General features: G+C 44.1%; 31 protein-coding genes and 1 other annotated feature. All 31 genes read left to right on the top strand.

Features of this window, described 5'->3' with window-relative positions:
• The first annotated feature begins 1 nt into the window (after nucleotide 1).
• Nucleotides 2-514 (top strand): ribosome-dependent mRNA decay endonuclease Rae1/YacP, encoded by a 513-nt coding sequence (rae1, locus tag Y79_RS0100310; RefSeq protein ID WP_013350802.1) that lies wholly within the window; start codon nucleotides 2-4, stop codon nucleotides 512-514.
• Nucleotides 515-576: 62 nt separating this feature from the next.
• Nucleotides 577-1,233: an RNA polymerase sporulation sigma factor SigH gene (gene sigH / locus Y79_RS0100305; protein WP_003156415.1), complete on the top strand. Its 657-nt coding sequence runs from the start codon at nucleotides 577-579 to the stop codon at nucleotides 1,231-1,233.
• An 89-nt stretch (nucleotides 1,234-1,322) separates the two neighbouring features.
• Nucleotides 1,323-1,472 carry a 50S ribosomal protein L33 gene (gene rpmG, locus Y79_RS0100300; protein WP_003156421.1) on the top strand — a complete coding sequence of 50 codons (150 nt, stop codon included), beginning with the start codon at nucleotides 1,323-1,325 and terminating at the stop codon, nucleotides 1,470-1,472.
• 32 nt (nucleotides 1,473-1,504) lie between these two features.
• Complete coding sequence (gene secE, locus Y79_RS0100295) at nucleotides 1,505-1,684, top strand: preprotein translocase subunit SecE (protein WP_003156422.1); 180 nt, start codon at nucleotides 1,505-1,507, stop codon at nucleotides 1,682-1,684.
• 164 nt (nucleotides 1,685-1,848) lie between these two features.
• Nucleotides 1,849-2,382, top strand: a complete 534-nt coding sequence (gene nusG / locus Y79_RS0100290) for a transcription termination/antitermination protein NusG (RefSeq protein WP_003156423.1) — start codon at nucleotides 1,849-1,851, stop codon at nucleotides 2,380-2,382.
• A 167-nt stretch (nucleotides 2,383-2,549) separates the two neighbouring features.
• Nucleotides 2,550-2,975, top strand: a complete 426-nt coding sequence (rplK, locus tag Y79_RS0100285) for a 50S ribosomal protein L11 (protein ID WP_003156430.1) — start codon at nucleotides 2,550-2,552, stop codon at nucleotides 2,973-2,975.
• 94 nt (nucleotides 2,976-3,069) lie between these two features.
• Entirely contained in the window at nucleotides 3,070-3,768 is a 699-nt protein-coding gene (gene rplA / locus Y79_RS0100280; RefSeq protein ID WP_016935907.1) for a 50S ribosomal protein L1, read from the top strand.
• A gap of 48 nt (nucleotides 3,769-3,816) precedes the next feature.
• Nucleotides 3,817-3,959, top strand: a sequence feature (ribosomal protein L10 leader region).
• Nucleotides 3,960-4,022: 63 nt separating this feature from the next.
• A complete protein-coding gene (rplJ, locus tag Y79_RS0100275) occupies nucleotides 4,023-4,523 on the top strand; it encodes a 50S ribosomal protein L10 (RefSeq protein WP_003156433.1) in 501 nt (166 codons plus the stop codon).
• Between the two features lie 41 nt (nucleotides 4,524-4,564).
• On the top strand, nucleotides 4,565-4,936 hold the full coding sequence (gene rplL / locus Y79_RS0100270) for a 50S ribosomal protein L7/L12 (protein ID WP_003156436.1): 372 nt from the start codon (nucleotides 4,565-4,567) through the stop codon (nucleotides 4,934-4,936).
• Between the two features lie 91 nt (nucleotides 4,937-5,027).
• Nucleotides 5,028-5,633 (top strand): class I SAM-dependent methyltransferase, encoded by a 606-nt coding sequence (locus Y79_RS0100265; RefSeq protein ID WP_016935906.1) that lies wholly within the window; start codon nucleotides 5,028-5,030, stop codon nucleotides 5,631-5,633.
• 243 nt (nucleotides 5,634-5,876) lie between these two features.
• Complete coding sequence (rpoB, locus tag Y79_RS0100260; RefSeq protein WP_003156440.1) at nucleotides 5,877-9,458, top strand: DNA-directed RNA polymerase subunit beta; 3,582 nt, start codon at nucleotides 5,877-5,879, stop codon at nucleotides 9,456-9,458.
• 62 nt (nucleotides 9,459-9,520) lie between these two features.
• Entirely contained in the window at nucleotides 9,521-13,120 is a 3,600-nt protein-coding gene (gene rpoC, locus Y79_RS0100255; protein WP_016935905.1) for a DNA-directed RNA polymerase subunit beta', read from the top strand.
• Between the two features lie 168 nt (nucleotides 13,121-13,288).
• Nucleotides 13,289-13,537, top strand: coding sequence for a 50S ribosomal protein L7ae-like protein (locus Y79_RS0100250; RefSeq protein ID WP_016935904.1), 249 nt, complete (start codon nucleotides 13,289-13,291; stop codon nucleotides 13,535-13,537).
• A 115-nt stretch (nucleotides 13,538-13,652) separates the two neighbouring features.
• A complete protein-coding gene (rpsL, locus tag Y79_RS0100245) occupies nucleotides 13,653-14,069 on the top strand; it encodes a 30S ribosomal protein S12 (RefSeq protein ID WP_003156445.1) in 417 nt (138 codons plus the stop codon).
• A 39-nt stretch (nucleotides 14,070-14,108) separates the two neighbouring features.
• Entirely contained in the window at nucleotides 14,109-14,579 is a 471-nt protein-coding gene (gene rpsG, locus Y79_RS0100240) for a 30S ribosomal protein S7 (RefSeq protein WP_003156447.1), read from the top strand.
• 52 nt (nucleotides 14,580-14,631) lie between these two features.
• Nucleotides 14,632-16,710, top strand: a complete 2,079-nt coding sequence (fusA, locus tag Y79_RS0100235) for an elongation factor G (RefSeq protein WP_016935903.1) — start codon at nucleotides 14,632-14,634, stop codon at nucleotides 16,708-16,710.
• 119 nt (nucleotides 16,711-16,829) lie between these two features.
• Nucleotides 16,830-18,020 carry an elongation factor Tu gene (gene tuf, locus Y79_RS0100230; RefSeq protein ID WP_003156451.1) on the top strand — a complete coding sequence of 397 codons (1,191 nt, stop codon included), beginning with the start codon at nucleotides 16,830-16,832 and terminating at the stop codon, nucleotides 18,018-18,020.
• Between the two features lie 103 nt (nucleotides 18,021-18,123).
• Nucleotides 18,124-19,089 carry an alpha/beta fold hydrolase gene (locus tag Y79_RS0100225; RefSeq protein ID WP_016935902.1) on the top strand — a complete coding sequence of 322 codons (966 nt, stop codon included), beginning with the start codon at nucleotides 18,124-18,126 and terminating at the stop codon, nucleotides 19,087-19,089.
• Between the two features lie 248 nt (nucleotides 19,090-19,337).
• On the top strand, nucleotides 19,338-19,646 hold the full coding sequence (rpsJ, locus tag Y79_RS0100220; RefSeq protein WP_003156464.1) for a 30S ribosomal protein S10: 309 nt from the start codon (nucleotides 19,338-19,340) through the stop codon (nucleotides 19,644-19,646).
• A 39-nt stretch (nucleotides 19,647-19,685) separates the two neighbouring features.
• On the top strand, nucleotides 19,686-20,315 hold the full coding sequence (gene rplC / locus Y79_RS0100215) for a 50S ribosomal protein L3 (protein WP_007410402.1): 630 nt from the start codon (nucleotides 19,686-19,688) through the stop codon (nucleotides 20,313-20,315).
• Between the two features lie 27 nt (nucleotides 20,316-20,342).
• Entirely contained in the window at nucleotides 20,343-20,966 is a 624-nt protein-coding gene (gene rplD, locus Y79_RS0100210; RefSeq protein WP_016935901.1) for a 50S ribosomal protein L4, read from the top strand.
• Nucleotides 20,966-21,253 carry a 50S ribosomal protein L23 gene (gene rplW / locus Y79_RS0100205; protein ID WP_003156467.1) on the top strand — a complete coding sequence of 96 codons (288 nt, stop codon included), beginning with the start codon at nucleotides 20,966-20,968 and terminating at the stop codon, nucleotides 21,251-21,253. Before rplD ends, rplW begins: the two co-directional genes overlap by 1 nt.
• 31 nt (nucleotides 21,254-21,284) lie before the next feature.
• The gene (rplB, locus tag Y79_RS0100200; protein WP_003156470.1) at nucleotides 21,285-22,118 is read left to right on the top strand and encodes a 50S ribosomal protein L2; all 834 of its coding nucleotides are present in this window, start codon (nucleotides 21,285-21,287) and stop codon (nucleotides 22,116-22,118) included.
• Between the two features lie 57 nt (nucleotides 22,119-22,175).
• Nucleotides 22,176-22,454, top strand: a complete 279-nt coding sequence (rpsS, locus tag Y79_RS0100195; RefSeq protein WP_003156472.1) for a 30S ribosomal protein S19 — start codon at nucleotides 22,176-22,178, stop codon at nucleotides 22,452-22,454.
• 16 nt (nucleotides 22,455-22,470) lie between these two features.
• Nucleotides 22,471-22,812, top strand: a complete 342-nt coding sequence (rplV, locus tag Y79_RS0100190) for a 50S ribosomal protein L22 (protein WP_003156475.1) — start codon at nucleotides 22,471-22,473, stop codon at nucleotides 22,810-22,812.
• A gap of 3 nt (nucleotides 22,813-22,815) precedes the next feature.
• Nucleotides 22,816-23,472, top strand: a complete 657-nt coding sequence (rpsC, locus tag Y79_RS0100185; RefSeq protein WP_003156476.1) for a 30S ribosomal protein S3 — start codon at nucleotides 22,816-22,818, stop codon at nucleotides 23,470-23,472.
• Nucleotide 23,473: 1 nt separating this feature from the next.
• On the top strand, nucleotides 23,474-23,908 hold the full coding sequence (gene rplP / locus Y79_RS0100180) for a 50S ribosomal protein L16 (protein ID WP_003156478.1): 435 nt from the start codon (nucleotides 23,474-23,476) through the stop codon (nucleotides 23,906-23,908).
• Nucleotides 23,898-24,098 carry a 50S ribosomal protein L29 gene (gene rpmC / locus Y79_RS0100175; RefSeq protein WP_003156482.1) on the top strand — a complete coding sequence of 67 codons (201 nt, stop codon included), beginning with the start codon at nucleotides 23,898-23,900 and terminating at the stop codon, nucleotides 24,096-24,098. The genes rplP and rpmC overlap by 11 nt, the downstream gene beginning before the upstream one ends.
• Before the next feature lie 22 nt (nucleotides 24,099-24,120).
• Complete coding sequence (gene rpsQ / locus Y79_RS0100170) at nucleotides 24,121-24,384, top strand: 30S ribosomal protein S17 (protein ID WP_016935900.1); 264 nt, start codon at nucleotides 24,121-24,123, stop codon at nucleotides 24,382-24,384.
• A gap of 40 nt (nucleotides 24,385-24,424) precedes the next feature.
• Nucleotides 24,425-24,793 carry a 50S ribosomal protein L14 gene (gene rplN, locus Y79_RS0100165; protein ID WP_007410404.1) on the top strand — a complete coding sequence of 123 codons (369 nt, stop codon included), beginning with the start codon at nucleotides 24,425-24,427 and terminating at the stop codon, nucleotides 24,791-24,793.
• A 36-nt stretch (nucleotides 24,794-24,829) separates the two neighbouring features.
• Nucleotides 24,830-25,141 (top strand): 50S ribosomal protein L24, encoded by a 312-nt coding sequence (rplX, locus tag Y79_RS0100160; RefSeq protein WP_014469620.1) that lies wholly within the window; start codon nucleotides 24,830-24,832, stop codon nucleotides 25,139-25,141.
• The last annotated feature ends 8 nt before the right edge of the window (nucleotides 25,142-25,149 follow it).

Below are 25,149 nucleotides of genomic sequence, written 5' to 3'. Positions count from 1 at the left end.
AATGGACATCCTATTAGTAGACGGATACAACATGATAGGAGCTTGGCCGCAGCTAAAGGATTTAAAAGCGAACAGTTTTGAAGAAGCGAGAGATGTGCTGATTCAGAAGATGGCGGAGTATCAGTCGTACACGGGAATTAAAGTCATTGTGGTGTTTGACGCACATCTGGTAAAAGGCATAGAGAAAAAACACACGAATCACAGAGTCGAAGTGATTTTCACACGGGAGAATGAAACGGCGGATGAGCGGATTGAGAAGCTTGCACAGGCGCTGAATAATATTGCGACACAGATTCATGTCGCAACCTCTGATTACACGGAGCAGTGGGCGATTTTCGGACAAGGGGCTCTCCGCAAATCCGCCCGGGAGCTGCTGAGGGAAGTGGATGCGATAGAACGACGGATTCAAAGACGGGTTTCGAAGATCACTTCCGAAAAACCCCCGGGTAAAATCGAGCTGTCCGAAGAGGTTTTGAAAACGTTTGAAAAGTGGCGGCGCGGCGGCCTGGATTAGGTTGACGCTTTTTCGCCCATTAATGTATAATATTTCTATCTACGTGCGCCGGGGGGATCGCAGTGAATCTACAGAACAGCAAGGGAAAATTCAACAAAGTGCAGTTTTGCCAGTTGGAGGACGAGCAGGTCATTGAAAAGGTTCATGTTGGGGATAGTGATGCGTTAGATTACTTGATTACGAAGTACCGTAATTTTGTACGGGCGAAAGCCAGGTCTTATTTTTTAATAGGGGCCGACAGAGAAGATATTGTACAGGAAGGGATGATAGGCTTATATAAGTCTATCCGAGACTTTAGGGAGGACAAGCTTACTTCATTTAAAGCTTTTGCAGAATTATGCATTACCCGCCAGATTATTACCGCAATAAAGACAGCTACCCGTCAGAAACACATTCCTTTAAATTCTTATGTTTCTTTAGACAAGCCAATTTTTGATGAAGAATCAGACAGAACACTGCTTGATGTCATTTCAGGCGCAAAAACGTTAAACCCTGAAGAAATGATTATTAATCAGGAAGAATTCGATGATATTGAGATGAAAATGGGAGAACTGCTGAGTGATCTGGAGAGAAAGGTGCTTGTTTTGTACTTGGACGGAAGAAGTTACCAAGAAATTTCAGATGACTTAAACCGACACGTAAAATCAATTGATAATGCCCTGCAGCGCGTGAAGCGCAAGCTTGAGAAGTATTTAGAAATAAGAGAAATCAGCCTGTAGCGGGTTTCTATGTCATATTGACAGAATTTTTCTGACTGTGCTATTTTATTAAGATAAATGAATGTCTATTTAGGAAAAGGTGTATCGACATGAGAAAAAAGATTACGCTGGCATGCAAAACATGCGGAAATCGTAATTATACGACAATGAAAAGCTCTGCATCAGCGGCTGAGCGGTTAGAAGTTAAGAAGTACTGCAGCACTTGCAATTCACATACAGCTCATTTAGAAACAAAATAGTGTTCGCTTTTTAAATTGTGGAGGTCTTTTACATGCGCATGATGAGTTTCTTTAAAGATGTTGGGAAAGAAATGAAAAAGGTTAGCTGGCCTAAAGGCAAAGAGTTAACGCGCTATACGATCACGGTGATTTCAACGGTTATCTTTTTTGTTATCTTTTTTGCCCTCCTTGATACAGGAATTTCTCAATTAATTCGTTTAATAGTTGAATAATGATCAGCAATACGTGCTATAATAGATCATAATATCGTTTGCCAAAACCCGTTCAGCGGGTTTTTTATTGTGTTGAAAAAAGGATTCATAGGCTCTGAGCCTATTTTTTGTTTTACACTTCATTTTTAAATGCGGGGAGGGAAGGACTGCAGAGTCCTGATAGAATGGAAAAGAATTGGTATGTTGTTCATACGTATTCCGGTTATGAAAACAAAGTAAAAGCAAACCTTGAAAAACGTGTGGAATCAATGGGAATGCAGGATAAAATTTTCCGCGTGGTCGTTCCTGAAGAAGAAGAGACTGATATTAAGAACGGCAAGAAAAAAGTAGTCAAAAAGAAAGTGTTCCCGGGTTATGTGCTTGTTGAAATCGTCATGACTGATGATTCTTGGTATGTAGTCCGCAACACGCCGGGCGTTACCGGTTTCGTCGGATCAGCCGGTTCAGGCTCAAAGCCGACTCCGCTTCTTCCTGGCGAAGCGGAAACCATTTTAAAACGGATGGGCATGGATGAGCGGAAAACCGACATTGATTTTGAATTGAATGAGACAGTCAAAGTCATAGACGGGCCATTCGCCAACTTTACAGGATCAATTGAAGAGATTGATTATGATAAGAGCAAAGTGAAGGTATTCGTTAACATGTTCGGCCGTGAAACGCCGGTTGAACTGGAATTTACCCAGATCGACAAATTGTAATGTGAAAAAACTTGAAATTGCTATATATTAATGATAATATAGCAAAGGTACGTCTTGGACTAATCCAAGGCAGCTAGCTTGATATTTCGTCATTCATATAAAGAATGAAACCTTGAGTGGGAGGGTTTACCCTATTACCACATCACGGACTTAAGGAGGTGTGTCTCGTGGCTAAAAAAGTAGTAAAAGTTGTAAAATTGCAAATTCCTGCTGGAAAAGCTAACCCAGCGCCGCCAGTTGGACCTGCACTAGGTCAAGCCGGTGTAAATATCATGGGATTCTGTAAGGAGTTTAACGCTCGTACAGCTGACCAAGCTGGTTTAATCATTCCTGTTGAAATTTCGGTTTACGAAGACCGTTCATTTACATTTATTACAAAAACTCCGCCTGCTGCAGTATTGCTTAAAAAAGCAGCTGGAATTGAGTCTGGTTCTGGTGAACCAAACCGTAATAAAGTGGCAACCGTTAAGCGCGATAAGGTTCGCGAAATCGCTGAAACGAAAATGCCTGACTTAAACGCAGCAGACGTTGAAGCGGCAATGCGCATGGTTGAAGGTACTGCCCGCAGTATGGGTATCGTTATCGAGGATTAATTTGTTTCTTGTCGGGTTGCGAGTTTTCACAAGTTCGCAACCCTTATTCGTGGGAGGTTATTCCGCTATAACCACATAAGGAGGAAATTTTAAAATGGCTAAAAAAGGTAAAAAGTACGTTGAAGCTGCGAAGCTTGTAGACCGTGCAAAAGCTTACGACGTCGCTGAAGCAGTGGCGCTTACTAAAAAAACAAACACAGCTAAATTCGACGCTACAGTTGAAGTTGCTTTTCGTTTAGGGGTTGACACTCGTAAAAACGATCAGCAAATCCGCGGAGCAGTCGTGCTTCCAAACGGAACTGGTAAAACTCAGCGCGTTCTCGTTTTCGCAAAAGGCGAAAAAGCGAAAGAAGCTGAAGCTGCTGGTGCAGATTTCGTTGGCGATACTGACTACATCAACAAAATTCAACAAGGCTGGTTCGATTTCGATGTAATCGTAGCTACACCTGACATGATGGGTGAGGTTGGTAAAATCGGTCGTGTACTTGGACCAAAAGGTTTAATGCCAAACCCTAAAACTGGTACAGTTACTTTCGAAGTTGAAAAAGCAATCGGCGAAATCAAAGCTGGTAAAGTTGAATACCGTGCTGATAAAGCTGGCAACATTCATGTTCCTATCGGTAAAGTTTCTTTCGAGGACGAAAAACTTGTTGAGAACTTCACAACAATGTACGATACAATCCTGAAAGCTAAACCTGCTGCAGCTAAAGGCGTTTACGTGAAAAACGTTGCTGTAACATCTACTATGGGACCTGGTGTCAAAGTAGACGCTTCAACTTTCAACGTAAAATAATATTTGACTTTAGATCAGCATTCTGATATAATTCAAAATGTTGTAAAATATAATATGTCATTTATACCGTAGACAGCAGGGGCCGCTGAGGCTTAATATCCTGCCGAGGTGTATATATATCACAGCTATTACGTTACGTATGCTTGTATATACAGCCTCCATGTCCACATGGAGGCTTTTTATATGAAATCGTCGTCACAGTCGTGATCACCTAGCGGTATAAGTGTTACACAAAATCTACAGGAGGTGTAACCATGAGCAGCGCAATTGATACAAAAAAAGTTGTTGTTGAAGAGATTGCTTCTAAACTGAAAGAAAGCAAATCAACGATCATCGTTGACTACCGCGGACTTAACGTTTCTGAAGTAACTGAACTCCGTAAACAGCTTCGCGAAGCTAACGTAGAGTTCAAAGTGTACAAAAACACAATGACTCGCCGTGCGGTTGAACAAGCTGAACTTGATGGTTTGAATGATGTCTTAACTGGACCGAATGCGATCGCATTCAGTACTGAAGATGTTGTCGCTCCGGCGAAAGTTCTTAACGAGTTCGCGAAAAACCACGAAGCTCTGGAAATCAAAGCGGGCGTTATCGAAGGTAAAGTATCTTCTGTTGAAGAAGTGAAAGCTCTTGCTGAACTTCCTTCACGCGATGGCTTACTTTCTATGTTGCTTAGCGTACTTCAAGCTCCAGTTCGCAACCTTGCACTTGCAGCTAAAGCAGTTGCAGACCAAAAGGAAGAACAAGGCGCTTAATCTGATTTTACCCTAAAATAAAACAAATGGAGGAATTTCAAATGGCTTTAAATATCGAAGAAATCATTGCTTCCGTTAAAGAAGCAACTGTACTTGAATTGAACGACCTAGTAAAAGCAATCGAAGAAGAATTTGGCGTAACTGCTGCTGCTCCTGTAGCTGTAGCTGGCGGAGCTGCTGCTGGCGGCGCTGCTGAAGAGCAAAGCGAATTCGACCTTATCCTTGCTGGTGCAGGTTCTCAGAAAATCAAAGTTATCAAAGTTGTTCGTGAAATCACTGGTCTTGGCTTGAAAGAAGCTAAAGAACTTGTTGACAACACTCCAAAACCACTTAAAGAAGGTATTGCGAAAGAAGAAGCTGAAGAGCTTAAAGCTAAACTTGAAGAAGTTGGCGCTTCTGTAGAAGTTAAGTAATCTTCACTTGCCTGTAGGGGAAGCTCGCTTTTATGAGGCGGGCTTTTTCTTTGCTTTTCTTTAAGCGCCATTAAAAAAGGAGGTTCTAATAATGAGTGAACACTATTATTCAGAAAAACCTTCAGTCAAAAGCGATAAACAGACATGGTCATTTACACTGCGGAACAGATCTTATACATTCACAAGTGACAGCGGCGTTTTCTCAAAAAAGGAAGTTGATTTCGGTTCGCGTGTCTTAATTGAAGCGTTTGAAGAGCCTGAGGTTGATGGTGACTTCCTGGATGCAGGCTGCGGCTACGGCCCGATCGGTCTGTCGCTCGCCGGTGAATTTACAGACCGGACCGTGCACATGATTGACGTGAATGAAAGAGCCGTAGAGCTGTCAAATGAAAATGCAGAAAAAAACGGAATAAAAAACGTTCGGATTTATCAGAGTGATTTATTTTCAAATATTGATTCTGCTCAAACATTTGCTTCTATTATTACAAACCCCCCAATCCGCGCCGGAAAAAAAGTTGTCCATGCCATTTTTGAAAAAAGCGCTGAGCATTTAAGGGCTTCAGGTGAGTTGTGGATCGTTATACAGAAAAAACAGGGCGGGCCTTCTGCCATTGAAAAACTGAAGGAGCTTTTTGACGAAGTTTCCGTCGTTCAAAAAAAGAAAGGCTATTATATCATAAAAGCAAAAAAAGTTTGACTTGAATTTTCAGCTATGTTAATATTGTAAAATGCCAATGTATATATTTTGCATGATATGCTGAATAATCATAGTGCATGTATAAATTATACAAACATGGAAATGCTAATAAAATCGGTATTTGTTTTTGGATGTGGTTTTCTTAATTAGAAACCCTTTTTTCTTTTGTCTTGTAAAAGTATTTCTTCATCGTAAGGAATGCTTATTACACATATAATACGCATGATTTGAGGGGTGAATCAGTTGACAGGTCAACTAGTTCAGTATGGACGACACCGCCAGCGCAGAAGCTATGCTCGCATTAGCGAAGTGTTAGAATTACCAAATCTCATTGAAATTCAAACCTCTTCTTATCAGTGGTTTCTTGATGAGGGTCTTAGAGAGATGTTTCAAGACATATCACCAATTGAGGATTTCACTGGTAACCTCTCTCTTGAGTTCATTGACTACAGTTTAGGAGATCCTAAGTATCCCGTTGAAGAGTCAAAAGAACGTGATGTGACTTACTCAGCTCCGCTAAGAGTGAAGGTTCGTTTAATTAACAAAGAAACTGGAGAGGTAAAAGACCAGGATGTCTTCATGGGTGATTTCCCTATTATGACAGATACCGGTACTTTTATCATCAACGGTGCAGAACGTGTTATCGTATCTCAGCTTGTTCGGTCTCCAAGTGTATATTTCAGTGGTAAAGTAGACAAAAACGGTAAGAAAGGTTTTACCGCGACTGTCATTCCAAACCGTGGCGCATGGTTAGAATACGAAACTGATGCGAAAGATGTTGTGTATGTCCGCATTGATCGCACACGTAAGTTGCCGGTTACGGTTCTTTTGCGTGCTCTCGGCTTCGGTTCCGACCAAGAGATTCTCGATCTCATTGGTGAGAACGAATATCTCCGCAATACACTGGATAAGGACAACACTGAAAACAGTGACAAAGCGCTTCTTGAAATCTATGAGCGCCTTCGTCCGGGAGAGCCGCCTACAGTAGAAAACGCAAAAAGTTTGCTGGATTCCCGTTTCTTTGATCCTAAGCGATACGACCTTGCGAATGTAGGACGCTATAAAATTAATAAAAAGCTTCATATCAAGAACCGTCTGTTTAACCAGCGCCTTGCAGAAACACTGGTGGATCCTGAAACAGGTGAAATCCTCGCTGAAAAAGGGCAGATTCTTGACAGAAGAACACTTGATAAAGTACTGCCATACTTAGAAAATGGAATCGGCTTCAGAAAACTTTATCCTAACGGCGGCGTTGTCGAGGATGAAGTGATGCTTCAATCCATTAAAATCTATGCTCCTACTGATGCAGAAGGAGAGCAGACGATCAATGTGATCGGCAATGCTTACATTGAAGAGGCGATTAAAAATATTACGCCTGCTGATATTATTTCTTCTATCAGCTACTTCTTCAATCTCCTGCACGGAGTGGGTGACACTGACGATATCGACCATCTCGGAAACCGCCGCCTGCGTTCTGTAGGAGAGCTCCTGCAAAACCAATTCCGTATCGGTTTAAGCCGGATGGAACGTGTCGTACGTGAAAGAATGTCTATTCAAGACACAAATACAATCACGCCGCAGCAGCTGATTAACATCAGACCTGTTATTGCGTCTATTAAAGAGTTCTTCGGAAGCTCACAGCTTTCTCAATTCATGGATCAGACGAACCCGCTTGCTGAATTGACGCACAAACGCCGTCTGTCAGCTCTCGGACCGGGCGGTTTGACGCGTGAGCGTGCAGGTATGGAAGTACGTGACGTTCACTACTCTCACTATGGCCGTATGTGTCCGATCGAAACGCCTGAGGGCCCGAACATCGGTTTGATCAACTCATTGTCATCATTTGCGAAAGTAAACCGCTTTGGTTTCATTGAGACGCCATACCGCCGCGTTGATCCTGAAACAGGAAAAGTAACGCCTAGAATCGACTACTTGACTGCTGATGAAGAGGATAACTATGTCGTAGCCCAAGCGAACGCTAAGCTGAGCGATGACGGTTCTTTCTTGGATGACAGCATTGTAGCCCGTTTCAGAGGGGAAAACACCGTTGTAGCCCGCAACCGCGTGGATTACATGGACGTATCTCCTAAACAGGTTGTATCTGCTGCGACAGCATGTATTCCGTTCTTGGAAAACGATGACTCGAACCGTGCCCTTATGGGAGCGAACATGCAGCGTCAGGCTGTGCCTTTGATGCAGCCGGAAGCTCCGATCGTCGGAACGGGTATGGAATACGTATCCGGTAAAGACTCCGGTGCAGCCGTTATTTGTAAACACCCTGGTATCGTTGAACGGGTGGAAGCGAAAAACGTATGGGTGCGCCGCTATGAAGAAATTGACGGCCAAAAAGTAAAAGGCAACCTGGATAAGTACAGCTTGCTGAAATTTGTCCGCTCCAACCAAGGTACGTGCTACAACCAGCGTCCGATCGTCAGTGTCGGCGATGAAGTAGTAAAAGGAGAAATCCTTGCTGACGGCCCTTCAATGGAGCTTGGTGAACTTGCTCTCGGCCGCAACGTAATGGTCGGCTTCATGACATGGGATGGCTACAACTATGAGGATGCCATCATCATGAGTGAACGCCTTGTGAAAGATGATGTATACACATCTATTCACATTGAAGAATATGAATCAGAAGCACGTGATACAAAGCTTGGACCGGAAGAGATCACCCGCGATATTCCAAACGTAGGGGAAGACGCGCTTCGCAACCTCGATGACCGCGGAATTATCCGTATCGGCGCGGAAGTCAACGACGGAGACCTTCTCGTGGGTAAAGTAACGCCTAAAGGCGTAACTGAGCTTACGGCTGAAGAACGCCTTCTGCACGCAATCTTTGGAGAAAAAGCGCGTGAAGTCCGTGATACTTCCCTCCGTGTGCCTCATGGCGGCGGCGGAATTATCCACGACGTAAAAGTCTTCAACCGTGAAGACGGAGACGAACTTCCTCCGGGAGTGAACCAGCTTGTACGCGTATATATCGTTCAGAAACGTAAGATTTCTGAAGGTGATAAAATGGCCGGACGTCACGGAAACAAAGGGGTTATCTCGAAGATTCTTCCTGAAGAAGATATGCCTTACCTTCCTGACGGCACGCCGATCGATATCATGCTTAACCCGCTGGGTGTACCATCACGTATGAATATCGGTCAGGTATTAGAACTTCACATGGGTATGGCTGCCCGCTACCTCGGCATTCACATCGCGTCACCTGTATTTGACGGCGCGCGTGAAGAAGATGTGTGGGAAACACTTGAAGAAGCAGGTATGTCAAGAGACGCTAAAACAGTTCTTTATGACGGCCGTACGGGAGAACCGTTCGACAACCGTGTATCTGTCGGAATCATGTACATGATCAAACTGGCACACATGGTTGATGATAAACTTCATGCCCGTTCTACAGGTCCTTACTCACTTGTTACGCAGCAGCCTCTCGGCGGTAAAGCCCAATTCGGCGGACAGCGTTTCGGTGAGATGGAGGTTTGGGCGCTTGAAGCTTACGGCGCAGCTTACACGCTTCAAGAAATCCTGACTGTGAAGTCCGATGACGTGGTCGGACGTGTGAAAACATATGAAGCCATCGTCAAAGGCGACAATGTTCCAGAGCCTGGTGTTCCGGAATCATTCAAAGTATTGATCAAAGAGCTTCAAAGCTTAGGTATGGACGTGAAAATCCTTTCAGGCGATGAAGAAGAAATAGAAATGAGAGATCTAGAAGACGAGGAAGATGCGAAACAAGCTGACGGCCTTGCATTATCAGGTGATGAAGCGCCGGAAGAAACAGCATCTCCAGACGTTGAACGTGACGCAGTAACGAAAGAATAGTCTGTGATTGATAAAGGCAAGTGACATCGGTTAATCCGAAGATAAAAAGGGAGGTAGGCCCCTTGCTAGATGTGAACAATTTTGAGTATATGAACATCGGTCTTGCTTCACCGGATAAAATCCGTTCATGGTCTTTTGGTGAAGTGAAAAAGCCTGAAACGATAAACTATCGTACATTGAAACCTGAAAAGGACGGCCTGTTCTGCGAACGCATTTTCGGACCGACTAAGGACTGGGAATGTCATTGCGGCAAGTACAAGCGGGTTCGTTATAAAGGCGTAGTTTGTGACCGTTGCGGAGTTGAAGTAACGCGGGCTAAAGTCCGTCGTGAGAGAATGGGGCATATTGAACTGGCTGCCCCGGTTTCTCACATTTGGTATTTCAAAGGTATTCCGAGCCGTATGGGTCTTGTATTGGATATGTCACCGCGTGCGCTGGAAGAAGTCATCTACTTTGCTTCTTACGTCGTAACTGACCCGGCCAATACACCGCTCGAAAAGAAACAGCTTTTATCCGAAAAGGAATACCGTGCGTATCTGGATAAGTACGGAAACAAATTCCAAGCCTCTATGGGTGCGGAAGCCATTAATAAACTTCTGCAGGACATCGACCTTGTCAAAGAAGTTGATATGTTAAAAGAAGAGCTGAAAACTTCTCAAGGCCAGCGCCGCACACGTGCGATCAAACGCCTTGAAGTGCTTGAAGCCTTCCGTAATTCAGGAAACAAGCCGTCTTGGATGATTCTCGACGTGCTTCCGGTTATTCCGCCTGAATTAAGACCGATGGTTCAGCTTGACGGCGGACGTTTCGCAACGTCTGACCTGAATGACCTTTACCGTCGTGTCATCAACCGTAACAACCGTTTGAAACGCCTTTTGGACCTTGGTGCGCCAAGCATCATCGTTCAGAACGAGAAACGTATGCTTCAAGAGGCTGTCGATGCTTTAATTGACAACGGCCGCCGCGGACGTCCTGTAACAGGTCCTGGTAACAGACCGTTAAAATCTCTTTCTCACATGCTGAAAGGGAAACAAGGACGTTTCCGTCAGAACCTTCTTGGTAAACGTGTAGACTACTCAGGACGTTCCGTTATCGTCGTAGGTCCGCATCTGAAAATGTATCAGTGCGGATTGCCGAAGGAAATGGCGCTTGAGCTCTTCAAGCCATTCGTTATGAAAGAGCTTGTTGAAAAAGGTCTCGCTCACAACATCAAGAGCGCAAAACGCAAAATCGAACGCGTGCAGCCAGAAGTATGGGATGTACTTGAATCTGTCATTAAGGAGCATCCGGTCTTACTGAACCGTGCCCCTACGCTTCACAGATTAGGTATCCAGGCTTTCGAACCTACGCTTGTTGAAGGACGCGCCATCCGTCTTCACCCGTTAGTATGTACAGCTTATAACGCTGACTTTGACGGTGACCAAATGGCGGTTCACGTACCTTTATCAGCTGAGGCTCAAGCTGAGGCCCGCATTCTGATGCTTGCGGCCCAAAACATCTTGAACCCTAAAGATGGTAAACCGGTTGTTACGCCGTCTCAGGATATGGTATTAGGAAACTACTACCTGACACTTGAGCGCGCCGGAGCAGTCGGCGAGGGTATGGTCTTCAAAAATACGGACGAAGCGCTTCTTGCTTATCAAAACGGTTATGTCCACCTTCATACGAGAGTAGCTGTTGCAGCGAACTCCCTGAAGAATGTGACATTTACGGATGAGCAGCGTTCAAAACTGTTAATTACAACAGTCGGTAAGTTGGTCTTCAATGAAATTCTTCCTGAGTCATTCCCTTACATGAATGAACCTACGAAGAGCAACATTGAAGAGAAAACACCTGACCGTTTCTTCTTAGATAAAGGTGCTGACGTAAAAGCTGTGATTGCAGAGCAGCCGATCAACGCACCGTTTAAAAAAGGTATTTTGGGTAAAATCATCGCGGAAATCTTTAAACGATTCCATATCACGGAAACGTCTAAGATGCTTGACCGCATGAAAAACCTCGGTTTCAGATATTCAACGAAAGCCGGTATCACGGTAGGGGTTTCTGATATCGTCGTTCTCGATGATAAGCAGGAAATCCTCGAAGAGGCACAAAGCAAAGTTGATAATGTCTTGAAACAGTTCAGACGCGGTTTAATCACCGAAGAAGAACGATATGAAAGAGTCATTTCAATTTGGAGTTCAGCGAAAGATGTTATCCAAGGCAAACTGATGAAATCATTAGACGAAGTCAACCCGATCTACATGATGAGTGACTCAGGAGCCCGTGGTAACGCATCTAACTTTACGCAGCTTGCGGGTATGCGCGGTCTGATGGCCAACCCGGCTGGACGAATCATTGAATTGCCTATCAAATCAAGTTTCCGTGAAGGTCTGACGGTATTGGAGTACTTTATCTCCACTCACGGTGCGCGTAAAGGTCTTGCCGATACCGCCCTGAAAACAGCTGACTCAGGTTACCTTACACGCCGTCTTGTTGATGTTGCGCAGGATGTTATCATTCGTGAAACAGATTGCGGAACTGACCGCGGTATTCTTGCAAAACCGCTTAAAGAAGGTACGGAAATCATCGAGCGTCTGGAAGAGCGTCTGATCGGACGTTTCGCCAGAAAACAGATCAAACATCCTGAAACGGGTGCTGTGCTCATTAACGAAAACGAATTGATCGATGAAGATAAAGCGCTGGAAATCGTTGAAGCCGGAATCGAAGAAGTGTGGATCCGTTCTGCGTTCACATGTAACACTCCTCATGGTGTATGTAAACGATGCTACGGACGAAACCTTGCAACCGGAACTGATGTTGAAGTCGGCGAAGCAGTAGGTATTATCGCTGCCCAATCTATCGGTGAGCCTGGAACACAGTTAACAATGCGTACGTTCCACACAGGCGGGGTTGCCGGAGACGATATCACACAAGGTCTTCCGCGTATCCAAGAGCTTTTCGAAGCGCGTAATCCTAAAGGTCAAGCGACGATTTCTGAGATTGACGGTACAATTGCCGAAATCAATGAAGTCCGCGACAAACAGCAGGAAATTGTTGTTCAAGGCGCTGTTGAGACACGTTCATACACAGCACCTTACAACTCACGTCTGAAAGTGGCTGAGGGTGATCAGATTACCCGCGGTCAAGTGCTGACAGAAGGTTCTATCGATCCGAAAGAACTTCTTAAAGTCACTGACCTGACAACGGTTCAAGAATATCTTCTGCACGAGGTTCAGAAGGTTTACCGTATGCAGGGGGTTGAAATCGGCGATAAACACGTAGAAGTAATGGTTCGCCAGATGCTTCGCAAAGTCCGTGTGATCGATGCCGGAGATACTGATGTTCTTCCTGGCACATTGCTTGATATTCACCAATTCACAGAAGCGAACAAAAAAGTGCTGCTTGAAGGCAACCGGCCTGCTACAGGGCGTCCTGTCCTTCTCGGTATCACGAAAGCTTCACTCGAGACAGATTCATTCTTGTCTGCCGCATCATTCCAAGAAACAACACGCGTTCTTACGGATGCTGCGATTAAAGGCAAGCGCGATGAGCTTCTCGGCCTGAAAGAAAATGTTATCATCGGTAAACTGGTTCCGGCCGGTACCGGTATGATGAATTACAGAAAAGTAAAACCTGTTTCAAACGTTCAGCCTTCGGAAGATATGGTTCCGGCTGAATAATAGAAACTGCTGCAGGAAAGGCTGTTTCGACAGCTTTTCCTCAGTATTACAATTATTCTGGCGGCGGACTGCACTAAAAAATGTCATACGATGTTGACATCCGTTCCGCGGAGTGATAATATAACCAAGGTGCTCGAAATAAAACCTGTTACTTTGGAGGATATGTTTATGTCTTATGATAAAGTATCACAGGCCAAATCAATTATTATTGGTACGAAGCAAACAGTGAAAGCTCTGAAACGAGGTTCAGTAAAGGAAGTCGTCGTGGCAAAAGACGCGGATACAGTTCTTACGGCTGGCGTTATCCAGCTTGCAAAGAACCGAGATATCGACGTCAGTATGGTAGATTCCATGAAAAAGCTCGGCAAAGCCTGCGGAATTGAAGTGGGAGCAGCAGCTGTTGCCATTATGTTATAGCGTACTTTTTGTTTTTATATAAGATTTCGATCTTGTGTAAAGACATTGTTTTTTGCCTAATGATGAACCACCTGGGTATGTGGGTTATAAAACGTAATGAAGGGAGGAACACAACATGCCTACAATTAATCAGCTAATTCGCAAGGGACGCGTGAGCAAAGTTGAAAACTCTAAGTCACCTGCACTAAACAAAGGATACAACAGCTTTAAAAAAGAGCACACTAACGTATCTTCTCCACAAAAACGCGGGGTATGTACTCGTGTGGGTACAATGACACCGAAAAAACCGAACTCAGCACTTCGTAAATATGCTCGTGTTCGTTTGACTAACGGAATCGAGGTTACTGCCTACATTCCTGGTATCGGCCACAACCTGCAAGAGCACAGCGTTGTACTGATCCGCGGCGGACGTGTAAAAGACTTACCGGGGGTACGCTACCACATCGTTCGTGGTGCGCTTGATACTGCCGGAGTTGAAAACCGTGCGCAAGGCCGTTCTAAGTACGGTACGAAACGCCCTAAAGCAAAGTAATTAAATAAATCATTAAAACTATGAAGGGAGGATATTCAGATGCCACGTAAAGGTCCTGTAGCAAAAAGAGATGTTTTACCTGATCCGCTTTACAACTCTAAGCTGGTATCCCGCCTGATCAACAAAATGATGATCGACGGTAAAAAAGGTAAATCTCAAACAATCCTATACAAGTCATTCGATATCATTAAAGAACGCACTGGCAATGATGCAATGGAGGTTTTCGAACAAGCATTGAAAAACATCATGCCTGTACTTGAAGTAAAAGCACGCCGTGTAGGTGGAGCTAACTACCAAGTGCCTGTAGAAGTTCGTCCAGAACGCCGTACAACTCTTGGTCTTCGCTGGTTGGTTAACTATGCGCGTCTTCGCGGAGAAAAAACAATGGAAGAGCGCCTGGCTAACGAAATTCTTGATGCAGCTAACAACACTGGTGCTGCCGTTAAGAAACGTGAAGACACTCACAAGATGGCAGAAGCGAACAAAGCATTTGCTCACTACCGCTGGTAGGATTCATATAATCAAAATAATAATTCCCTAATAAGGAAGGAGAAATTACCCAATGGCAAGAGAGTTCTCCTTAGAAAAAACTCGTAATATCGGGATCATGGCTCACATCGATGCCGGTAAAACGACGACTACAGAACGGATCTTGTTCTACACAGGCCGTATCCACAAAATTGGCGAAACTCACGAAGGTGCTTCGCAAATGGACTGGATGGAGCAGGAACAAGAACGCGGTATCACAATCACTTCTGCAGCAACAACTGCACAGTGGAAAGGTTACCGTGTAAACATCATCGATACACCGGGACACGTGGACTTCACAGTTGAAGTTGAACGTTCACTCCGTGTACTTGATGGTGCGGTTGCTGTACTTGATGCTCAATCAGGTGTTGAGCCTCAGACAGAAACTGTATGGCGCCAAGCAACAACTTACGGAGTGCCGCGTGTTGTATTTGTCAACAAAATGGACAAAATCGGCGCAGACTTCCTTTACTCTGTAGGAACTTTAAGAGACCGTCTTCAAGCTAACGCTCACGCAATTCAATTACCGATCGGTGCTGAAGACAACTTCGAAGGTATCATCGACTTAGTAGAAAACGTTGCGTATTTCTACGAAGATGACCTTGGAACTCGTTCAGATGCGAAAGAAATCCCTGAAGAGTACAAAGAACAAGCTGAAGAGCTTCGCAACAGCCTGATTGAAGCTGTAGCTGAGCTTGATGAAGAGCTTATGGAAAAGTACCTTGAAGGTGAAGAAATCACTATCCCTGAACTGAAAGCTGCAATCCGTAAAGGTACACTGAATGTTGAATTCTACCCTGTACTTGTTGGTTCTGCTTTCAAAAACAAAGGTGTTCAGCTTGTACTTGATGCTGTTCTTGACTACCTTCCTGCGCCAACTGATGTTGCTGCAATCAAAGGTGTACGTCCTGATACAGATGAAGAGATCGTTCGTCATTCTTCTGATGAAGAGCCATTCTCTGCACTTGCATTTAAAGTTATGACTGACCCTTATGTCGGTAAGCTGACGTTCTTCCGCGTATATTCCGGTACACTTGATTCCGGTTCATATGTAAAGAACTCTACAAAAGGCAAGCGTGAGCGCGTAGGACGTATCCTTCAAATGCACGCTAACAGCCGTGAAGAGATCTCTACTGTTTACGCTGGAGACATCGCAGCTGCTGTAGGTCTAAAAGATACTTCTACTGGAGATACTCTTTGTGATGAGAAGGATCTTGTAATCCTTGAATCCATGGAATTCCCAGAGCCAGTTATCGACGTAGCGATTGAGCCTAAATCAAAAGCTGACCAAGATAAAATGGGTATCGCTTTAGCAAAACTTGCTGAAGAAGATCCTACATTCCGTACACAAACAAACCCTGAAACGGGTCAAACAATCATCTCTGGTATGGGTGAGCTTCACCTTGATATCATTGTTGATCGTATGAAGCGTGAGTTCAAAGTTGAAGCTAACGTTGGTGCTCCTCAAGTTGCGTACCGTGAGACATTCCGTAGCGGTGCAAAAGTTGAAGGTAAATTCGTACGTCAATCAGGCGGACGCGGTCAGTTCGGTCACGTTTGGATCGAATTTGAACCGAACGAAGAAGGCGCAGGCTTTGAATTCGAAAACGCAATCGTCGGTGGTGTTGTTCCTCGTGAATACATCCCAGCCGTACAAGCAGGTCTCGAAGACTCTCTTGAAAATGGTGTCCTAGCAGGATTCCCGCTAATCGACATCAAGGCGAAACTTTTTGATGGATCTTACCATGATGTTGACTCAAACGAAATGGCGTTTAAAGTCGCTGCTTCTATGGCATTGAAAAATGCAGTCAGCAAATGTAACCCAGTTCTTCTTGAACCAGTCATGAAAGTTGAAGTGGTTATTCCTGAAGAATACATGGGAGACATCATGGGCGATATTACTTCTCGCCGCGGACGCGTAGAAGGTATGGAAGCGCGCGGTAACGCTCAAGTTGTGCGTGCGATGGTACCTCTTGCTGAAATGTTCGGTTACGCTACTGCCCTTCGTTCTAACACGCAAGGTCGCGGTACGTTCACTATGTTCATGGATCACTACGAAGAAGTGCCGAAGAGCATTGCTGAAGAAATTATCAAAAAAAATAAAGGCGAATAATTGATTTTGCCACTTAACTCAAGTATAACTACTATTGTAAGATGAGGAAGTGAAAGCTTGCTTTCACTTTCTATCACTCTATACATCACTAATTAAAAGCTCTTAAGGAGGATTTTAGAATGGCTAAAGAAAAATTCGACCGTTCCAAATCACATGCCAATATCGGTACAATTGGACACGTTGACCATGGTAAAACAACATTAACTGCTGCTATCTCAACAGTACTTCATAAGAAATCTGGTAAAGGTACAGCTATGGCGTACGATCAAATTGATGGTGCTCCAGAAGAACGTGAGCGCGGTATCACAATCTCTACTGCACACGTTGAGTACGAAACTGACACTCGTCACTATGCACACGTTGACTGCCCAGGACACGCTGACTATGTTAAAAACATGATCACTGGTGCTGCGCAAATGGACGGAGCTATCCTTGTAGTATCTGCTGCTGATGGCCCAATGCCACAAACTCGTGAGCACATCCTTCTTTCTAAAAACGTTGGTGTACCATACATCGTTGTATTCCTTAACAAATGCGACATGGTAGACGACGAAGAGCTTCTTGAGCTTGTTGAAATGGAAGTTCGCGATCTTCTTAGCGAATACGACTTCCCTGGTGACGATGTACCAGTTGTTAAAGGTTCTGCTCTTAAAGCTCTTGAAGGCGACGCTGAGTACGAAGAAAAAATTCTTGAACTTATGGCTGCAGTTGACGAGTACATCCCAACTCCAGAACGCGACACTGAAAAACCATTCATGATGCCAGTTGAGGACGTATTCTCAATCACTGGTCGTGGTACAGTTGCTACTGGCCGTGTAGAACGCGGACAAGTTAAAGTCGGTGACGAAGTTGAAATCATCGGTCTTCAAGAAGAAAACAGCAAAACAACTGTTACAGGTGTTGAAATGTTCCGTAAGCTTCTTGATTACGCTGAAGCTGGAGACAACATCGGTGCACTTCTTCGCGGTGTAGCTCGTGAAGACATCCAACGTGGGCAAGTACTTGCTAAACCAGGTACAATCACTCCACACAGCAAATTCAAAGCTGAAGTTTACGTTCTTTCTAAAGAAGAGGGTGGACGTCATACTCCATTCTTCTCTAACTACCGTCCTCAGTTCTACTTCCGTACAACTGACGTAACTGGTATCATCAATCTTCCAGAAGGCGTAGAAATGGTTATGCCTGGAGATAACACTGAAATGATCGTTGAACTTATCTCTACAATCGCTATCGAAGAAGGAACTCGTTTCTCTATTCGTGAAGGCGGACGTACAGTTGGTTCAGGCGTTGTTTCTACAATCACTGAGTAATCGACTCGTTCATACATGCGGGGTCCCTTATGGGGCCTCGTTTTTTTGTTTCCCGGCTGATTCAATGTATAATAGAGATTATACAAATTTTAGGAGCAGTGCGATGAATGATAACTTCAAGACAAACAAACGGATTTCAATGCTTCAGCAATTGCTGATTAACGACAGCGAACAGACCATTATGATTAATGGCGACGACAGGGATAATCCGCTGCTTCTGTTTTTGCATGGCGGCCCCGGCACCCCTCAAATCGGCTATGCGAGAAAATACCAAAACAAGCTGGAAAAGCATTTCACTGTTGTGAACTGGGATCAGAGAGGGGCGGGACTCTCGTATTCAAAAGATATTCCGGAATCATCTATGACTTTGGATCAGCTGACGGCCGACACCATTCATTTGACCGAACGTTTATGTAAGCAATTCGGCAGGCAAAAAGTATATATCGCAGGCTACTCGTGGGGATCAGTTTTGGCGCTTCACGCTCTCCAAAAGAGATCTGATTTGTATTATGCGTATATCGGTATCAGTCAAGTGGTTAATATTCAAAAAGAGGAAGCAGAAGCTTACCGGCAGCTGGCAGCATGGAGCAGGGAGCGTAAACACCGCCTGATGCAAAAGACACTGGAATTTATCGGTGCCCCTCCATGGAACGGACAGCTGCAGCGGTCGCTGTTTCTGCTTTGTATCGAGATGAAGGGAGGAGGCTTCACCCACAATCCGATCGGCGCTCTCAAAGCAGGCGGACGAATGCTGTTTGGGGAACCGTACGGTGTGAGAGGGAGCTTTTTGGCTGCGCGGGGACAAATGTTCAGCCTGAAACATCTGTGGGAGGATCTCATTTTCTTTGATGCCGGGGAATCAGTTTCTTCTATTGAAATACCATGCTGTTTTATGTCAGGCAAATTCGATTTGACGGTTCCGGGAACGACATCTTACGAATATTATCAGAAGGTTGAAGCGCCGTATAAAGAATGGCACTGGTTTGAAAACTCAGCCCATTCGCCTCACTTGGAGGAGCCTGACCGCTTTGCCGAAGTTCTCAGCCGGTTCGCATCTTTCCATCTCTGAAAGAAAACAGGCATATCCTTGATTAATCAAGACATCACCTGTATAATAATCAAAGTGTGAAAACCACAAGGTTCTTCAAATAAACCTTGCAACATACGTCTATTTTCTGTATAATAGTATATGTTGGTCTTTGACTGCGATGAAGTGAGAGGTTGCTGACACACCCGGCCGCTTTGCCATGGCAAGGTGATCAGGTTTTTCTCACGGAGAACTGTCTAACGTGATGTAGGCGAAAAGGAGGGAAAATAATGGCAAAACAAAAAATTCGTATTCGTTTAAAAGCATATGATCATAGAATCCTTGATCAATCTGCAGAGAAGATTGTTGAAACGGCAAAACGTTCTGGTGCCAGCGTATCTGGTCCGATTCCGTTGCCAACTGAAAAATCAGTTTACACAATCCTTCGTGCGGTGCACAAATACAAAGATTCTCGTGAGCAATTTGAAATGCGTACACATAAACGTTTAATCGACATTGTGAACCCAACACCACAAACTGTTGATGCTCTCATGCGATTAGACTTACCATCTGGTGTCGATATCGAAATCAAACTTTAATTCAAAAATATAGAATGATCTTAATAGGAGGTGTGACGAATGACCAAAGGAATCTTAGGAAGAAAAATTGGTATGACGCAAGTATTCGCAGAGAACGGTGATCTTATCCCGGTAACTGTTATTGAAGCAGCTCCAAACGTTGTTCTTCAAAAGAAAACAGCTGAAAACGATGGCTATGAAGCGATCCAGCTTGGTTTTGACGATAAGCGTGAAAAGCTTTCAAACAAACCGGAAAAAGGACACGTTGCAAAAGCGGAAACTGCTCCTAAGCGCTTCGTTAAAGAATTACGCGGCGTGGATATGGATGCGTATGAAATTGGTCAGGAAGTCAAGGTTGAAATTTTCTCTGCAGGAGAAATCGTAGATGTAACAGGAGTATCTAAAGGTAAAGGTTTCCAAGGTGCAATCAAGCGCCACGGACAATCTCGCGGACCTATGTCTCACGGTTCACGCTACCACCGTCGTCCTGGTTCAATGGGACCTGTAGATCCTAACCGTGTATTCAAAGGTAAACTATTACCTGGACGCATGGGCGGAGATCAAATCACTGTCCAAAACCTTGAAATCGTAAAAGTTGATGCTGAGCGCAATCTTCTTTTGATTAAAGGTAACGTACCTGGTGCGAGAAAAACTTTAATCACTGTAAAAAGTGCTGTTAAATCTAAATAAGTCTCTTAGGAAAGGAGGAAATTGATCATGCCAAAAGTAGCATTATACAACCAAAACGGTTCTACTGCTGGTGATATCGAATTAAACGCTTCTGTATTTGGAATTGAGCCAAATGAGAGCGTAGTATTCGACGCTATTCTTATGCAAAGAGCTTCCTTACGTCAAGGATCTCACAAAGTAAAAAATCGTTCTGAAGTACGCGGCGGAGGTCGCAAACCATGGCGTCAAAAAGGTACAGGTCGTGCCCGTCAAGGTTCAATCCGTTCACCGCAATGGCGCGGAGGTGGTGTCGTATTCGGCCCAACACCACGCAGCTATTCTTACAAATTACCTAAAAAAGTTCGCCGCTTGGCAATCAAATCAGTATTGTCTTCTAAAGTGAACGACAACAACATTATTGTTCTTGAAGATCTTACTCTTGATACGGTTAAAACAAAAGAAATGACAGCTATCCTTAAAGGATTGTCTGTTGAGAAAAAAGCTTTAATCGTAACTGCGGATGCAAACGAAGCAGTATCTCTTTCTGCACGCAACATCCCTGGAGTTACAGTTGTTCAAGCTAACGGAATCAACGTGTTAGACGTTGTCAACCACGAGAAGCTTCTGATTACAAAAGCTGCGGTTGAAAAAGTAGAGGAGGTGCTTGCATAATGAAAGATCCTCGTGATGTTCTTAAGCGCCCCGTCATTACTGAACGTTCTGCTGATTTAATGACTGAAAAGAAATATACTTTTGAAGTTGATGTAAGAGCTAATAAAACAGAAGTGAAAGATGCAGTTGAAAGTATCTTTGGAGTGAAAGTTGACAAAGTCAACATCATGAACTACAAAGGGAAATCAAAACGTGTCGGCCGCTATACTGGTATGACTAGCCGTCGCAGAAAAGCGATCGTAAAACTTACTGCAGACAGCAAAGAAATCGAAATTTTTGAAGCTTAATTATCTGTAAAAAGAAGGAGGGAAATTCAAAATGGCGATTAAAAAGTATAAACCGACCTCTAACGGACGTCGTGGCATGACAACTTCAGATTTTGCTGAAATCACGACTGACCAGCCGGAAAAATCCTTGCTTGCTCCCCTTCACAAAAAAGGCGGACGTAACAACCAAGGTAAATTGACTGTACGTCACCAAGGTGGCGGACACAAACGCCAATACCGTGTTATCGACTTCAAACGCGATAAAGATGGTATACCTGGACGCGTTGCTACAGTTGAATACGATCCAAACCGTTCAGCTAACATCGCACTAATCAACTATGTAGACGGAGAAAAACGTTACATTCTTGCACCAAAAGGAATTCAAGTAGGTACTGAAATCATGTCCGGCCCTGAAGCTGACATCAAAGTAGGTAACGCACTTCCGCTTATCAACATCCCTGTTGGTACTGTTGTGCATAACATTGAATTAAAACCTGGTAAAGGCGGACAGCTTGTACGTTCAGCTGGTACATCTGCTCAGGTTCTTGGTAAAGAAGGCAAATACGTTCTTGTACGTCTTAACTCTGGTGAAGTTCGCATGATCCTTTCTGCTTGCCGCGCTTCTATCGGTCAAGTAGGTAACGAGCAGCACGAACTTATCAACGTTGGTAAAGCAGGACGCTCTCGCTGGAAAGGCATCCGCCCTACAGTCCGCGGTTCTGTAATGAACCCTAACGATCACCCGCACGGTGGTGGTGAAGGTCGCGCGCCAATCGGACGTAAATCACCAATGTCTCCTTGGGGCAAACCGACTCTTGGATTCAAGACACGTAAGAAAAAGAACAAATCTGATAAATTTATCGTACGTCGTCGTAAAAATAAATAACGGGGTTGTCTACGGTTCATTTCGGACCGTAGTGCAATCACGAAGGGAGGTTCCAAAATGGCTCGCAGCTTGAAAAAAGGACCATTTGTCGATGGACACTTGATGACAAAAATCGAGAAATTAAATGAAACGGACAAGAAACAAGTTGTAAAAACTTGGTCTCGCCGTTCAACTATTTTCCCACAATTTATCGGTCACACAATCGCAGTATATGACGGACGTAAACACGTGCCTGTATTCATTTCTGAAGACATGGTAGGCCACAAGTTGGGCGAATTCGCACCGACTCGTACTTACAAAGGCCACGCCAGTGACGATAAAAAAACAAGACGCTAAGAGAGGAGGCTTTTAAATGCAAGCTAAAGCTGTTGCAAGAACAGTCCGTATTGCTCCTCGTAAAGCACGTCTAGTAATGGACCTGATTCGAGGTAAGCAAGTAGGCGAAGCAGTATCTATCTTGAACCTAACTCCGAGAGCTGCTTCTCCAATCATCGAAAAAGTTTTAAAATCTGCTATCGCAAATGCTGAGCACAACTACGAGATGGACGCTAACAATCTGGTTATTTCTCAGGCATTTGTTGACGAAGGCCCAACGTTAAAAAGATTCCGCCCGCGTGCTATGGGACGTGCGAGCCAAATCAACAAACGTACGAGCCACATTACAATCGTTGTATCAGAAAAGAAGGAGGGATAAGTAGTGGGTCAAAAGGTAAATCCAGTCGGTCTTCGTATCGGAGTCATTCGTGATTGGGAATCTAAGTGGTACGCTGGTAAAGATTACGCTGACTTCCTGCACGAAGATTTAAAAATTCGTGAATTCATTAGCAAACGCCTTTCTGACGCTTCTGTTTCTAAAGTAGAAATCGAGCGCGCAGCAAACCGCGTTAACATTACGATCCACACTGCTAAGCCTGGTATGGTAATCGGTAAAGGCGGTTCTGAAGTTGAAGCACTTCGTAAAGCCCTTAACAGCCTAACTGGCAAGCGTGTACACATTAACATTCTTGAAATCAAAAGAGCAGATCTTGATGCTCAGCTTGTAGCTGACAACATCGCTCGTCAACTAGAAAACCGTATTTCTTTCCGCCGTGCGCAGAAACAACAAATCCAACGCACTATGCGTGCTGGAGCACAAGGTGTGAAAACAATGGTTTCCGGCCGTCTTGGCGGAGCTGACATCGCTCGTTCTGAATACTACAGTGAAGGAACTGTTCCATTGCACACTTTACGTGCTGACATCGACTATGCAACATCTGAAGCTGACACAACTTACGGTAAGCTCGGTGTAAAAGTCTGGATCTATCGTGGAGAGGTTCTTCCTACTAAGAAGAAAACTGAGGAAGGAGGAAAATAATATGTTATTACCAAAACGCGTTAAATATCGCAGAGAGCATCGCGGAAAAATGCGCGGTCGCGCTAAAGGCGGTACTGAAGTACATTTTGGTGAGTACGGTATCCAGGCTCTTGAAGCTTCTTGGATCACGAACCGCCAAATCGAAGCTGCACGTATTGCGATGACTCGTTACATGAAACGTGGCGGTAAAGTTTGGATTAAAATTTTCCCTTCAAAACCTTACACTGCTAAACCGCTTGAGGTACGGATGGGTTCCGGTAAAGGGGCTCCTGAAGGCTGGGTAGCTGTTGTAAAACCGGGCAAAGTTTTATTTGAGATTTCTGGTGTGTCTGAAGAGGTAGCTCGTGAAGCGCTTCGTCTTGCATCTCACAAATTGCCAATTAAAACGAAGTTCGTAAAACGTGAAGAAATTGGTGGTGAATCAAATGAAAGCTAATGAAATTCGTGACCTTACCACTGCTGAAATTGAACAAAAAGTAAAGTCTCTTAAAGAAGAACTTTTCAATCTTCGCTTTCAATTAGCGACAGGACAACTTGAAAATACTGCTCGCATTCGTGAAGTGCGCAAAGCTATCGCGCGCATGAAAACTGTGATTCGTGAAAGAGAAATTGCTGCTAACAAATAATCACTGAGGGGAGGTCGTGAGCATGAGCGAACGTAACCAACGCAAGGTTTACCAAGGCCGTGTTGTTTCTGACAAAATGGATAAAACCATCACTGTTGTTGTTGAAACATACAAAAAGGATCCTATTTACGGTAAACGCGTAAAATACTCAAAGAAATTAAAAGCACATGATGAAAATAATCAAGCTAAAATCGGAGACATCGTGAAGATCATGGAAACTCGTCCATTATCTGCAACTAAACGTTTTCGTCTAGTAGAAGTTGTCGAAGAAGCTGTTATTATCTAATAAAGTTCGGAATTCTTTTTCCGAAGGGAGGTAACAAATAATGATTCAACAAGAGACTCGTTTAAAAGTTGCTGACAACTCCGGTGCGCGTGAGGTACTTACTATTAAAGTTCTTGGCGGTTCTGGACGTAAAACGGCTAACATTGGTGATGTAATTGTTTGCACGGTTAAACAAGCAACACCAGGAGGCGTTGTCAAAAAAGGTGAAGTCGTAAGAGCTGTTATCGTTCGCACAAAAAGCGGAGCACGCAGAACTGACGGATCATACATCAGCTTCGATGAGAATGCATGTGTTATCATCCGTGACGACAAGAGCCCGCGTGGAACTCGTATCTTCGGACCGGTTGCTCGTGAATTACGTGAAAACAACTTCATGAAAATTGTTTCTCTGGCTCCAGAAGTTATCTAATGAAATAAATGCCTTACTCAAGGAGGTGCGATCAGGATGCATGTGAAAAAAGGCGATAAAGTTATGGTTATCTCTGGTAAAGATAAAGGCAAACAAGGTACGATCCTTGCTGCTTTCCCTAAAAAGGACCGCGTTCTAGTTGAGGGCGTGAACATGGTGAAGAAACACTCTAAACCGACTCAAACAAACCCTCAAGGCGGTATTTCTAATCAAGAGGCGCCAATTCATGTATCAAACGTTATGCCGCTCGATCCTAAAACAGGTGAAGTGACTCGCGTAGGATACAAAGTGGAAGATGGCAAAAAAGTTCGTATTGCTAAAAAATCTGGGCAAGTTTTAGATAAATAGTAATTAAA

The organism is Bacillus siamensis KCTC 13613, from assembly GCF_000262045.1.
Classification (GTDB): Bacteria; Bacillota; Bacilli; order Bacillales; family Bacillaceae; genus Bacillus; species Bacillus siamensis.
This window is presented reverse-complemented; position numbering and strand designations above follow the sequence as displayed.

Coding starts and splice junctions, on each gene's coding strand:
- rae1 (WP_013350802.1), top strand. CDS start 2: ATGGACATCCTATTAGTAGACGGATACAACATGATAGGAGCTTGGCCG.
- rpmG (WP_003156421.1), top strand. CDS start 1,323: ATGAGAAAAAAGATTACGCTGGCATGCAAAACATGCGGAAATCGTAAT.
- secE (WP_003156422.1), top strand. CDS start 1,505: ATGCGCATGATGAGTTTCTTTAAAGATGTTGGGAAAGAAATGAAAAAG.
- nusG (WP_003156423.1), top strand. CDS start 1,849: ATGGAAAAGAATTGGTATGTTGTTCATACGTATTCCGGTTATGAAAAC.
- rplA (WP_016935907.1), top strand. CDS start 3,070: ATGGCTAAAAAAGGTAAAAAGTACGTTGAAGCTGCGAAGCTTGTAGAC.
- rplJ (WP_003156433.1), top strand. CDS start 4,023: ATGAGCAGCGCAATTGATACAAAAAAAGTTGTTGTTGAAGAGATTGCT.
- rplL (WP_003156436.1), top strand. CDS start 4,565: ATGGCTTTAAATATCGAAGAAATCATTGCTTCCGTTAAAGAAGCAACT.
- Y79_RS0100265 (WP_016935906.1), top strand. CDS start 5,028: ATGAGTGAACACTATTATTCAGAAAAACCTTCAGTCAAAAGCGATAAA.
- Y79_RS0100250 (WP_016935904.1), top strand. CDS start 13,289: ATGTCTTATGATAAAGTATCACAGGCCAAATCAATTATTATTGGTACG.
- rpsL (WP_003156445.1), top strand. CDS start 13,653: ATGCCTACAATTAATCAGCTAATTCGCAAGGGACGCGTGAGCAAAGTT.
- rpsG (WP_003156447.1), top strand. CDS start 14,109: ATGCCACGTAAAGGTCCTGTAGCAAAAAGAGATGTTTTACCTGATCCG.
- fusA (WP_016935903.1), top strand. CDS start 14,632: ATGGCAAGAGAGTTCTCCTTAGAAAAAACTCGTAATATCGGGATCATG.
- tuf (WP_003156451.1), top strand. CDS start 16,830: ATGGCTAAAGAAAAATTCGACCGTTCCAAATCACATGCCAATATCGGT.
- Y79_RS0100225 (WP_016935902.1), top strand. CDS start 18,124: ATGAATGATAACTTCAAGACAAACAAACGGATTTCAATGCTTCAGCAA.
- rpsJ (WP_003156464.1), top strand. CDS start 19,338: ATGGCAAAACAAAAAATTCGTATTCGTTTAAAAGCATATGATCATAGA.
- rplC (WP_007410402.1), top strand. CDS start 19,686: ATGACCAAAGGAATCTTAGGAAGAAAAATTGGTATGACGCAAGTATTC.
- rplD (WP_016935901.1), top strand. CDS start 20,343: ATGCCAAAAGTAGCATTATACAACCAAAACGGTTCTACTGCTGGTGAT.
- rplW (WP_003156467.1), top strand. CDS start 20,966: ATGAAAGATCCTCGTGATGTTCTTAAGCGCCCCGTCATTACTGAACGT.
- rplB (WP_003156470.1), top strand. CDS start 21,285: ATGGCGATTAAAAAGTATAAACCGACCTCTAACGGACGTCGTGGCATG.
- rpsS (WP_003156472.1), top strand. CDS start 22,176: ATGGCTCGCAGCTTGAAAAAAGGACCATTTGTCGATGGACACTTGATG.
- rplV (WP_003156475.1), top strand. CDS start 22,471: ATGCAAGCTAAAGCTGTTGCAAGAACAGTCCGTATTGCTCCTCGTAAA.
- rplP (WP_003156478.1), top strand. CDS start 23,474: ATGTTATTACCAAAACGCGTTAAATATCGCAGAGAGCATCGCGGAAAA.
- rpmC (WP_003156482.1), top strand. CDS start 23,898: ATGAAAGCTAATGAAATTCGTGACCTTACCACTGCTGAAATTGAACAA.
- rpsQ (WP_016935900.1), top strand. CDS start 24,121: ATGAGCGAACGTAACCAACGCAAGGTTTACCAAGGCCGTGTTGTTTCT.
- rplN (WP_007410404.1), top strand. CDS start 24,425: ATGATTCAACAAGAGACTCGTTTAAAAGTTGCTGACAACTCCGGTGCG.
- rplX (WP_014469620.1), top strand. CDS start 24,830: ATGCATGTGAAAAAAGGCGATAAAGTTATGGTTATCTCTGGTAAAGAT.